This window comes from Psychrobacillus soli, assembly GCF_006861775.1.
Taxonomy (GTDB): Bacteria; Bacillota; Bacilli; order Bacillales_A; family Planococcaceae; genus Psychrobacillus; species Psychrobacillus soli.
On record NZ_VDGG01000043.1, the window covers coordinates 22,043 to 32,839 of the forward strand.

Genomic DNA, 10,797 nt, shown 5'->3' on the forward strand with positions numbered 1-10,797 from the left:
GTATTGACCAACTTTCCATAAATGAATATTTATACGTATTTTAAAATCATTACACATATTAATTCATTTGCATAGATAAGTCTATACGATTGTGGGAAGTTCTATTATTCGAAATCTTTGTTGAAATCGTACGTGTAGAAGCGTTCATAATGTAGCCAGTTTTCTGCTTCCGGCTCTCCATCTGCTAAGCGTTTATCCATTTCTTCTAGCATCCATGCAGTTTGTGAAATATGTGCACGCATCGCACCCATTTTTTCTTCTCTAGATTCTTTAATGTTATGCACAATATCTGGTTCGCCTAAAACTTTTTTTGAATCGTTCGAAAAAGCAAGTGCATAAATAGTAGGACGGGCCTCTTCTGGCATACGTCGAATTGCGCGAATCATTGCACGTCCAGTCGCATCATGGTCAGGATGCACAGCGTAGTTTGGGTAGAACGTAATAACTAATGATGGATTCGTATCCGCGATTAAATTCTCCATCATTTCTACCATTTTTTCATCATCTTCAAATTCTACTGTTTTATCACGAAGTCCCATCATTCGAAGATCGGTCACGCCCATTGCTTTTGCAGATGCTAGTAGCTCTTCTTTCCGAATTTGTGGTAATGTTTCGCGTGTGGCAAAAGGAGGATTTCCTAGATTACGTCCCATTTCTCCTAAAGTTAGACACGCATATGTAACTGGAATCCCTTGCTTTACGTAAGTCGCGATTGTACCGGAAACGCCGAAAGCTTCGTCATCTGGGTGAGGGAATACAACAAGTACATGTCGTTCCATTGGTAAAGTCATTTGTTCGTCCTCCTTAATAAGTGAATGGTGTTTTACTAATTTGTAATGCTACTGCAAGCTTTCCACTTTGATCGTGTCCTGCCATTAATAAACGATCATGTTCATCTAATTCGAAATGGGTAATGCCTTGTGCGTACACCCAACCATGCGGTAATTTAAGCCCCACACGATGTGGTGATTCTCCCGCTACTTTTCCAAGTTCATAACGAAGCATGACATTGCGGATAAAAGCTCCTGCATTGAATACTTTTTCATCAAAATGAGATGCATATGCGCCATTCGTCGTTTCTAGATGTATATATACATCTTCGTTTGCAAATTTATTCAAAAGTACTTGTAATTGCTCTACATTAACAAGTTCCATCTATATATAGCCTCCTAACATACTGTCTTTTATAAGTATAATGAAAATAAGTTTTGGAAGCGAATGATTGAGATGAAAAAACTCGTAAAGTCGATGTGACTTTACGAGTAGCATGTTTCTTATACAGTAGTTGTAGTTACTTCTGGTGCACCGAATTTACCTTTTGCTCCGTGAAGAACTGGTCCTACATATTGGTTTAGTTTCCAACCATGCGCGATCGCAGCTGAAACGAATTCTTTTGCTTCGAAAACCGCATCTGCAACTGTTAGCCCATTTGCTAAGTTAGCAGTAACCGCAGCAGCAAATGTACAGCCAGCCCCGTGGTTATACGTAGTATCTGTTTTTTCTGTTTCTAATAGTGTGTGCGTTTGTCCATCATAGAAAAGATCTACCGCTTTTTCATGCGCTAATTGCTTACCGCCTTTGATCACGACATTTTTTGCCCCAAGTGCATGGATTTTCTCAGCAGCAGCTTTCATATCGTCAATCGTTTTAAGTAGCCCTAAACCTGAAAGTTGTCCAGCTTCGAAAAGGTTCGGCGTAACGACTAAAGCGCGTGGAAGTAAATGCGTGATCATTGCATCTACTGTGCCTGGATTTAACACTTCATCTTCGCCTTTACAAACCATTACAGGGTCGATTACGACGCTAGTTGTACCAGACGCTTCAATTATATTTCCCGCTGTTTCGATAATTTCTTCGGTACTTAACATACCTGTTTTAATCGCATCGACATTTGTCGATAAAGCCGTTTTAGCTTGTCGTTTAATCTCTTCTACTGGAAGAGAAAATACGCCGTGGCTCCATCCATTGTCGGGATCCATTGTAGCAACAACCGTTAATACGTTCATACCATATGTACCATGCTCTTGGAATGTTTTTAAATCTGCTTGTATACCAGCTCCGCCTGAAGTGTCAGAGCCTGCAATTGTTAGTGTTTTTTTTATCGACATTTTAGCGTTTCCCCTTTTGTAAAAAGTTAATATTTTTTATTATATCAGACAATAGTCGAAACTTACATTAAGGAAGTTTAGGTGCAGTTAATAATTTCATCACAATGAAAATGAAAAAAGCAGCGACGATGAAAGTGACGACTGAACCGAATATAATATCATTTATAAATAAGGAGATTGCTAAAAATAAAAGAAAGCCAATAAATAAAAGCATGCCCAAAGTAAAACAGCCGAGTCCAAAGTTTTTAGCCTTATTGGAAACTTCATTTGTACTAGCAGCTTGTTCAATTTTTCTTAGTTTCTCTCGATATTGTAAATCAGCCATACACATAACCCCCTTTTTTTAGCTTAACAGATAGCGAATAGTTGTGAAACCGACAAATTTTTTGTACTGTTAACGTAGTAGATTAAGAGGAAAAGAGGGATGATATGCGAAAAGATGACAAAATTCGTGAAATGGAAAAGTTACTAGAAGAATTGAAAGCACAAAAAAACGAAACAACTGCAACGATTGCAGAAAATCATTCTAGTCGTGGATTTACTTTTTGGAAAATGCCGCGTGCTTTATATAGATTAAGAGCTAAATCATTCGTTATTCTCGTCCTACTTGTTATTCTTCTAATAGCTGCATTACCATTTGCAGCTTATTGGGCGATACAAGGCAGCACGTTTACAGAGAGCAAAGGTTCGATCGTTGAACGAGTACAAGCGCTAAATGAGTTGTCGACTGCGGAAGCTTATACAAAAGTAATTATTGAACGACAAGATAATCAACTATTCGGCAAAGAAATCGGCATAGACTTACCAGGAACAAAAAGACAGCTGCTCGTTGTTGTGCCAGGTAGCGTTCGAGCTGGAGTAGATTTTTCGCAAGTGACCGAATCCGATATAAAAGTGGACGACGAGCATAAGACAGCGAGGCTCACGCTACCAATGCCACAATTTTTAGGTGGACCGGAAATTTTCTTCGATCAAGTAGAAGTATTTTCCTATGAAGGATTATTTCGTGAAAAAGCGGATATAACAGAAGCATATGAGCTAGCAGAAATAGCAAAAGAAATGATGATAGAAGAAACGACGGGACAAGGTATATTACAGCTAGCGGAAGAAAATGCCGCAAAATCTGTGAAAGAGATGTTCCAATTAGTAGATTATGACGTGCAAGTTGAGTTCAAGGAGTGATATGCATTGCAAAGCTGGAAAGAAGTGCTAGCAGATGAAATGGAGAAGCCATATTTTGTAGAACTCCAATCTTTTTTAGATAAAGAGTATGCGGAACAAATGATTTATCCAATGCGACAGAATATTGGGAGTGCTTTTCGTGAAACATCTTTTGATGAAGTGAAGGTAGTCATTTTAGGACAAGATCCATATCACGGAGAAGGCCAAGCACATGGGATGAGCTTTTCGGTAATGCCCGGTGTTGCGGTGCCGCCAAGTTTACGGAATATGTTGAAGGAGCTTGCCGATGACTTAGGATGCCCGATTCCTTCGAACGGTTATTTATTGAAATGGGCGGAGCAAGGGGTTTTATTGCTTAATACGGTTTTAACAGTTCGTGCAGGAGCTGCAAACTCGCATAAAGGTATGGGCTGGGAAACGTTTACGGATAAAGTTATAGAAAAATTATCCGAACGAGAAAAACCGATAATTTTTGTGCTGTGGGGCAGACCTGCACAAATGAAGAAAAAGCTAATTGATACGAAGAAACATACAATTTTAGAAGCTCCACATCCAAGTCCATTAAGTGCACATCGAGGATTTTTCGGCAGTAAACCATATTCGAAAATAAATGAGCAGCTCGAAGCATGGGGAGAGGCACCAATCGATTTTTGCTTATAATTATGCTATTATATGGAATGGAAAGCGGGGGAGTAAGTTGACTGTAAACTGTTTTAAATGTCTCCACTTTTTTACTACATGGGATGCGCGTCATCCACGTGGGTGCAAAGCTTACGGATTTAAAACGAAAGAGCTCCCGTACGTCTTAGTAAAGCGTACCTCTGGCATGGAATGCTTAAAATTTGTACCAAAGCAAGTAGAGGAGAAAAGACGATGATTTCTAGTGAACATATTTTAATGCAAATAGATAAACAACTGCAACAAGCAAAAACAACTGGCAATGAACAATCAAAAAGAGAGGCGCTTGCTGCAATACGAGCATTATGTGATCTAGTGCTAGATTCGGTTCCATCTGCATCGTTGCAAGCTCCATCGGTTGTACAAGTTCCACGAGTTGTACAAGCTGTTTCAGTAGCACCAACTATACAACAGCCGGTAGCGTTGAAGGAAGACGATGCAAACGGAGAATCATTATTTGATTTCTAATTAGAAAGTAGGAATGATTGTGAAATTATTTATCATTGCAGGGGCTATCAATGGATTTTTAGCAGTAGCATTTGGAGCTTTTGGGGCACATGCTTTAAAAGAAAGACTATCTGAAAAGTATTTAGCGATCTGGGAAACGGCTGTTCAATATCAAATGTTCCATGCACTTGCATTAGTAGCAGTTGGCATTTTGATGAGCAGCAAGCTATTAGGACCGGTTTCTTCATTAAACACGGCTGGATACTTAATGTTAGCGGGGATTATTATATTCTCGGGTAGTTTATATGTATTGAGTTTAACCGGTATTGGTATTTTAGGAGCCATTACTCCGATTGGCGGCGTAGCGTTTTTAGTTGGATGGATTATGATTATCGTTGCAGCAGTAAAGTTTGCTAGTTAATGAGTGAATAGTGAAGTAGCCATAACAAAGAGACTTATCCTCTAAAACCGGATAAGTCTCTTTGTTTATAAGTTATAGTTGATTTCTTCATCGAACGTTACATAGTCTAGGTAAATCATGAGCATTAAGTATCTTTTTCCATTTGGATCACTAATGATGACATGATCGCGACCCGCTGCTTCTACATAACCTTGAATCACCTTTGCATTCCATTCTTTGTTGTTTTCGAAAGTGAAATAGAAAGTACCTAGCTTACCCCTGTTCATTCTTAAAATGTTCTCGATATAAGATTCTTCTTGTCGACCTGGGCTTGGTGGTTGAGCAGGAGGAGTCATTGGTTGTTGCTGTTGTGGTGGGAAAGCGCCAGGATACCAATAATATTGAACCATTCATACATCCTTTCTGGAAATGGAATTATACACTTGGGCAATCGGCAACGGTTGGAGAGTAAAAACAATGTGTTTTAAAACGTCCAGTGTTCCACTGGTTATACCACTGAGGAGGACAATCGCCACCCGGATTAAAAAACCATAAGGAGCGTTCGCCGGGACTAAAACGTTCCCCATTAATAACGCGTCTTGCTAAATTTCGATCCTGTTCACGGGCACGTTGATAAAAATACGATTCGGTTGTTGCCACAAAGCCACCTGGTCTTTGGAATACCATCTCTTCCAAATTACGTATATTACGAAAATCTAAGCAATCGGCAAGAACCCGGTTCACTCCAACATTACCAACCAACAACATGCCGAGCTGTCCATCACCCTCCGCTTCTGCACGCATCAGCCTTGCTAGTAAATCTAGTTGTTTTGAAGTGGACTTAACTACTGCCAACGCATCACCTCCTATATATACACTATGTTTGAAAGCTAGAAATGATACATATCGATATTTAGTAGATGAATTGTTACGGGAATGTTACTGGTGCCTGGCACCAGTAACATTCCCGTAACAATAAAAAAAGTAGAGGGGAAACTTTAATAAGTTCCACCCTCTACTTTTTCATTTTTTAAATTAGATGTTGAAAAATTCACTGCGTTTTTCATTTGCAAGAATTGTTCCGATGAAGAATGAACCGAATTCTGCATAGCGTGCACTTACTTCGTCAAAACGCATTTCGTATATTAACTTTTTAAACTGTAATACATCATCTGCGAATAATGTTACGCCCCATTCGAAATCGTCAAATCCGACAGAACCGGAAATAATTTGTTTTACTTTACCAGCATAGCTACGTCCAATTTTTCCATGGCTTGCCATAAGTGCTTTGCGTTCTTCCATAGGAAGCATATACCAGTTATCCTCGCCGTCACGACGCTTGTCCATTGGGTAGAAGCAAATATATTGTGAACGTTGAAGCTCTGGATATAAACGAGCACGTACATGTGGATTTTGATATGGATCTTCTGTAGATTCACCAGCTAAGTAGTTAGACAATTCTACTACAGAAACATAGGAATACGCAGGAATTGTAAAGTCTGCAATCGTTAATTTATTGAATTTCGCTTCGATTTCTTGAAGTTCGTCTATTGTTGGACGTAAAGTCATTAACATGAAATCTGCTTTTTGACCGACAATTGTGTAAAAAGCATGTGCGCCAGTTTTTGCGTCATCTGCTTGTTGAAGTTCGTCTAAAAATGCAACAAATTCATCTGTTGCTTCTTTACGAAGTTCTGGGTCCACTTGTTTCCATGACGCCCAGTCCATTTGGCGAAAATCGTGTAGAACGTACCAACCGTCTAATGTAATTGCTGCTTCATTCATTTTATCAGCCACTCCTTTTATATAAGAAATTTGCATCTTTAGTGTATCACAAGAAAAGATTCTTATCTCGTAATGACTTCGATATAACATGACAATATGTGACAAAGTCGTGTATGCTTGAACTAATGAAAACAGTAGCGCTAGCGTTAGATTAAGGAGTAAGAAGCATGTCACAAATAGAATCATTATTACAGCAAAAAGTTTGGCGATTTTGGGATCAATCGCTTAGTGGAAAAAGCCGCTCCGCATTAGAATCATTTGCCGCCGACGACCTGCTTTGCCATTCAGTTGGACAAGGTTTGTCGCCAGCGACTGTTCGAACATGGGTACATGATCAGACGGTTGTTTTAGGTATTCAAGATCATCGATTACCATTCGTGGAAGATGCACAAGACTTCCTACGTACTCAAGGACATACACCGATTGTGCGTAATTCAGGTGGTCTTGCAGTTGTATTGGATGATGGGGTGTTAAATATTTCAATCGTATTGTCCGAGAAATCACAGTCGATTGATATTTCCGCAGGTTACGAAGTAATGCTTGCTTTTATCCAGTCTTTATTCCCAGAAGCGGAAGGAAAAATAGAAGCTTATGAAATTGTCGGGTCCTATTGTCCAGGTTCATATGATTTAAGTATCGGTGGGAAGAAATTTGCAGGTATTTCACAGCGCCGACTTCGTCAAGGAATCGCCGTGCAAGTGTATTTATGTGTAGAAGGTAGTGGCAGTGAGCGAGCAGATTTGATTCGCCAGTTTTATGAAATCGGTGTGCAGGGGGAAGAAACGAAATTTAGCTACCCGGTCATCAAACCAGAAGTAATGGCTTCGTTAAACGAACTGTTAAACGCTTCCTTTACAGTTCAAGACATCGTGATTCGGGTCCAACAAGTACTGCAACAACTATCTCCAAAAATAGTATCGCAATCCGTTACGCAAGAGGAAATGGAACTTTACAAGTTTTATATACAGCGCGTTGTCGATCGCAATAAAAAGATGCTCACAAAGGAATAAGAAAAACCACCAACTGCATTACATAGTTGGTGGTTCTTTTGAAACGAGGTTGCCGTTCTTCTCCATTTGGAAAACAGGTACTGCAGGTACTTCTTCATCATTCAATGTAACAAGTCGTCTTGCACGGTTCATAATTTGTACGAACTGCTCGTAATCTTGTTTAATCGCCGCATTTTCTTTTTCGAGTTTTGCAAGTTCACTTTCTAGTTTGCGAATTTTCTCGTTTGATATAGAAGCTAAATGGCGATACCTTGATATATCTGAATCGCTATGCTGTAATCTAACAAGATATGCAATAATAATATCAATCGATAAAGCAGAAACTGGAACCGATGCTGTGCGTTCGCCTTCTTCTTGAGGTTTTGCTAGGTAAATACCGTTTCCTCTTCGTCGATAATCTTTACCTAAAATACGTAGCTTTTCTTTTCGTTCTTTTTTCGCTTCTTTTAATTCTGTTTCATACTGATGGCGAACAACTGCGTTCCAGCGGAATCCACATGCTGCTGCAGTTCGGTTTAATTCGTCACCTGCTTCTTCAAATGCATTTAGTTGCGTGCTTCCTTCACGAACGTGTCGTAACACCATCTCTGCTAACATTTCATCGTTTTCTGTCATCCATGCGTCTTGTCTTATTTTTACCATATTGCTCCTCCTACCATCTTCATAGTTTCGTTACTCTATTAACATCATGGACAACATATTGCTCTTTTATTCACGTAAAATTCACTTGATAGCAATATATGTTTTAAGATACAATGGCGTGTAGATTATTATTTACTATAGAAAGGGTTGTGGACGAATGGCAAACCATTTCAGAGTTTGCGATGAGTGTCAGGCCGTTAATTTAAAGACATTGATTCCAAAACTAAAGGCGATAGATCCAGAAGCAGAAATTGAAATTAAAGAATGTCAATCTTACTGTGGACCGGGACGAAAAAAGACATTCGCATTTGTGAATAACCGTCCTGTTGCCGCTTTGTCAGAAGACGAATTAATGGAAAAAGTACGCGCCAAACTAGAAGACTAAACATTGTGAAACAGAACTTTTGCCGCCTTACAAAGTGCGGTTTTTTTCTTTATAATAAAGGGTAAATAACATCTAACTTCACGGAGGTGGGCAAATGAGCTATGCAACGCAGAAATTAGCAGAAGAGAAAGTGTTCAAAGACCCGGTTCACCGGTACATTCATGTGCGAGACCAAGTAATTTGGGATGTCATCGGCTCCAAGGAATTTCAAAGGCTTCGCCGCATTAAACAGCTTGGAACTACGTATCTAGTTTTTCATGGTGCAGAACATAGCCGTTTTAGTCACTCTCTAGGAGTTTACGAAATTGTTCGCCGAATTGTTGATGATAGTTTTGACGGTCGACCTGAATGGGATGCCTCCGAAAGGCTATTAGTTTTATGTGCGGCGCTTTTACATGATTTAGGGCATGGGCCGTTTTCACATGCTTTTGAAAATGTGTTTAATCTAGATCATGAGGAATTTACGAGGAAAATATTACTTGGGGATACCGAAGTAAATGAAATATTAAAAAGAGTAAGCAAAGATTTTCCACAAAAAGTAGCCGATGTTATTGGGAAAACATATGTAAACAAACAAGTAGTTAGTTTAATATCCAGTCAAATCGATGCCGATCGCATGGATTATTTGCAACGCGATGCGTATTTTACAGGGGTAAGTTACGGTCATTTTGATATGGAACGAATTTTGCGTGTAATGCGTCCAAGAGAAGATCAAATAGTGATCAAATCAAGCGGTATGCATGCGGTGGAAGACTATATTATGAGTCGATATCAAATGTATTGGCAAGTGTATTTTCATCCCGTTTCGAGAAGTGCGGAAGTTATTTTGACGAAGATTTTACATCGTGCAAAGGCTTTAAGCGAAAATGGGTATGATTTTGCACAGCAACCAACTCATTTTAAAGGATTTTTTGATGGAACATTCACGTTAAATGAGTATTTGGCTTTAGATGAAGGTGTTTTATTAACCTATTTCCAGCTTTGGGTAACGGAGAAAGATCCGATTTTAGCTGATTTGAGTTATCGTTTTGTCAATCGTAAGTTATTTCAATATATTGAGTTTGACCTTGCGAAAGATTATATGAAAATGAAAGAGTTAGAGTTATTATTCAAAAAAGCAGGAATAGATCCAGAGTATTATTTAGTATTTGATTCATCATCGGACTTACCGTACGATTTTTACAGACCAGGTGAAGAGGGAGAACGAATTCCTATCCATTTACTCAAGCCATCTGGTGAAATTAGAGAGCTTTCCCGTGAATCCGAAGTAGTAGAAGCTATTTCAGGAAAACGTCGAACTGATCATAAATTATATTTTCCAGAAGACTTTTTAACAGAAGACGGCAAGAAAAAAGCATTAAAAAAACAAATATTAGAGTTGTTGAAGTAAAGCAAAGTAAAGGTGGGCTTGAATTGCTAGAAGAACATGCAAAAATTATACAATTTATCGGAGCAGCAGACGGAATAACTGGCAGAAAAAAGCTGCAAAAAATGGTGTACATCGCCAAAAAGTTAGACTACCCATATAAAGAAAAATACGAGTTTCATGTGTATGGTCCCTATTCACATGAGCTCACATTGCGAGTGGAAGAGCTTTGCAATATGGGATTTTTACAAGAAGAGAGACAAGATAAAGGATCATACGTGCAGTACAAATATCAAATGACGGACGCAGGCGAGCACTTCACCCAAATGGCACAAGTGGAAGAAGCAACTCCAGCGCTTGTCGCATGCATTTCGCAAATGAAAGACAAAAGTTCCCGCTTTCTGGAACTCGTTTCGACTCTATTGTTTTTCGACCATCTTCCAAAAGAAGAACAAATCGAAAAGCTCCATGCTGTGAAAGGGAAGTTAAATTTCACAGAAGAAGAGATAAACGAAGCATATGAATTCGTCATGAATTTGATGAACTTGAGAACTGTCCACTAGGGATGGTTCTTTTTTTACTGCTTTGGAAACTATAAATAATTTGACATTTGGATAATTTTTTAAAGTGACATAAAGTATGGCATCCTTTATATTGTACGGGGTATAGGGATACTGCGTGGTAAAAGAGCTATTAGGTTACCGCTAGGATTTTCACTGCAGTCGTACGCTTTCCACCGGGTAAGCGATGAGCCTTCACCGCCGCTTAGGCGGACGCCTGAGAAGTCTCATTAG

The 10,797-nt window shown here is 39.1% G+C and carries 16 protein-coding genes; 8 read left to right on the top strand and 8 right to left on the bottom strand.

Translation table 11 applies throughout. The features are described 5' to 3' along the window. Positions 1–104: 104 nt before the first annotated feature. The 4 genes from bshB2 to FG383_RS16480 form a co-directional block, all read right to left on the bottom strand. On the bottom strand, positions 105–791 hold the full coding sequence (gene bshB2 / locus FG383_RS16465; protein ID WP_142608489.1) for a bacillithiol biosynthesis deacetylase BshB2: 687 nt from the start codon (positions 789–791) through the stop codon (positions 105–107). Positions 792–804: 13 nt separating this feature from the next. Beyond that, positions 805–1,155 carry a YojF family protein gene (locus tag FG383_RS16470; protein ID WP_142608490.1) on the bottom strand — a complete coding sequence of 117 codons (351 nt, stop codon included), beginning with the start codon at positions 1,153–1,155 and terminating at the stop codon, positions 805–807. Positions 1,156–1,274: 119 nt separating this feature from the next. Next, positions 1,275–2,108, bottom strand: a complete 834-nt coding sequence (gene thiD, locus FG383_RS16475) for a bifunctional hydroxymethylpyrimidine kinase/phosphomethylpyrimidine kinase (RefSeq protein WP_142608491.1) — start codon at positions 2,106–2,108, stop codon at positions 1,275–1,277. A gap of 67 nt (positions 2,109–2,175) precedes the next feature. After that, on the bottom strand, positions 2,176–2,433 hold the full coding sequence (locus FG383_RS16480) for a hypothetical protein (protein ID WP_142608492.1): 258 nt from the start codon (positions 2,431–2,433) through the stop codon (positions 2,176–2,178). Positions 2,434–2,537: 104 nt separating this feature from the next. Between FG383_RS16480 and FG383_RS16485 the strand changes: the two genes are divergently transcribed. From FG383_RS16485 to FG383_RS16505, 4 genes are all read left to right on the top strand, one after another. Then, positions 2,538–3,290 carry a DUF4230 domain-containing protein gene (locus tag FG383_RS16485; protein WP_142608493.1) on the top strand — a complete coding sequence of 251 codons (753 nt, stop codon included), beginning with the start codon at positions 2,538–2,540 and terminating at the stop codon, positions 3,288–3,290. A 6-nt stretch (positions 3,291–3,296) separates the two neighbouring features. Further along, on the top strand, positions 3,297–3,950 hold the full coding sequence (locus FG383_RS16490; RefSeq protein WP_281285350.1) for a uracil-DNA glycosylase: 654 nt from the start codon (positions 3,297–3,299) through the stop codon (positions 3,948–3,950). 213 nt (positions 3,951–4,163) lie between these two features. Next, positions 4,164–4,436, top strand: a complete 273-nt coding sequence (locus tag FG383_RS16500; protein ID WP_142608495.1) for a YwdI family protein — start codon at positions 4,164–4,166, stop codon at positions 4,434–4,436. 19 nt (positions 4,437–4,455) lie between these two features. Then, positions 4,456–4,836, top strand: a complete 381-nt coding sequence (locus tag FG383_RS16505) for a DUF423 domain-containing protein (RefSeq protein ID WP_142608496.1) — start codon at positions 4,456–4,458, stop codon at positions 4,834–4,836. Positions 4,837–4,901: 65 nt separating this feature from the next. Here the strand turns inward: FG383_RS16505 and gerQ are convergent, their stop codons facing one another. The 3 genes from gerQ to hemQ form a co-directional block, all read right to left on the bottom strand. Then, positions 4,902–5,225, bottom strand: coding sequence for a spore coat protein GerQ (gene gerQ / locus FG383_RS16510; protein ID WP_142608497.1), 324 nt, complete (start codon positions 5,223–5,225; stop codon positions 4,902–4,904). Positions 5,226–5,250: 25 nt separating this feature from the next. Then, positions 5,251–5,670 carry a cell wall hydrolase gene (locus FG383_RS16515; protein WP_142608498.1) on the bottom strand — a complete coding sequence of 140 codons (420 nt, stop codon included), beginning with the start codon at positions 5,668–5,670 and terminating at the stop codon, positions 5,251–5,253. Positions 5,671–5,850: 180 nt separating this feature from the next. Beyond that, the gene (gene hemQ / locus FG383_RS16520; RefSeq protein WP_142608499.1) at positions 5,851–6,600 is read right to left on the bottom strand and encodes a hydrogen peroxide-dependent heme synthase; all 750 of its coding nucleotides are present in this window, start codon (positions 6,598–6,600) and stop codon (positions 5,851–5,853) included. A gap of 167 nt (positions 6,601–6,767) precedes the next feature. Between hemQ and lipL the strand changes: the two genes are divergently transcribed. Continuing rightward, on the top strand, positions 6,768–7,610 hold the full coding sequence (lipL, locus tag FG383_RS16525) for an octanoyl-[GcvH]:protein N-octanoyltransferase (protein ID WP_142608500.1): 843 nt from the start codon (positions 6,768–6,770) through the stop codon (positions 7,608–7,610). Between the two features lie 18 nt (positions 7,611–7,628). Here the strand turns inward: lipL and FG383_RS16530 are convergent, their stop codons facing one another. Further along, positions 7,629–8,252 (bottom strand): RsfA family transcriptional regulator, encoded by a 624-nt coding sequence (locus FG383_RS16530; protein ID WP_142608501.1) that lies wholly within the window; start codon positions 8,250–8,252, stop codon positions 7,629–7,631. Positions 8,253–8,409: 157 nt separating this feature from the next. Between FG383_RS16530 and FG383_RS16535 the strand changes: the two genes are divergently transcribed. The 3 genes from FG383_RS16535 (at position 8,410) to FG383_RS16545 (ending at position 10,566) form a co-directional block, all read left to right on the top strand. Next, on the top strand, positions 8,410–8,637 hold the full coding sequence (locus tag FG383_RS16535; RefSeq protein WP_142608502.1) for a YuzB family protein: 228 nt from the start codon (positions 8,410–8,412) through the stop codon (positions 8,635–8,637). Between the two features lie 94 nt (positions 8,638–8,731). Next, positions 8,732–10,027 (top strand): HD domain-containing protein, encoded by a 1,296-nt coding sequence (locus FG383_RS16540; protein ID WP_142608503.1) that lies wholly within the window; start codon positions 8,732–8,734, stop codon positions 10,025–10,027. Between the two features lie 23 nt (positions 10,028–10,050). Beyond that, on the top strand, positions 10,051–10,566 hold the full coding sequence (locus tag FG383_RS16545; protein ID WP_142608504.1) for a YwgA family protein: 516 nt from the start codon (positions 10,051–10,053) through the stop codon (positions 10,564–10,566). Positions 10,567–10,797 lie beyond the last annotated feature (231 nt).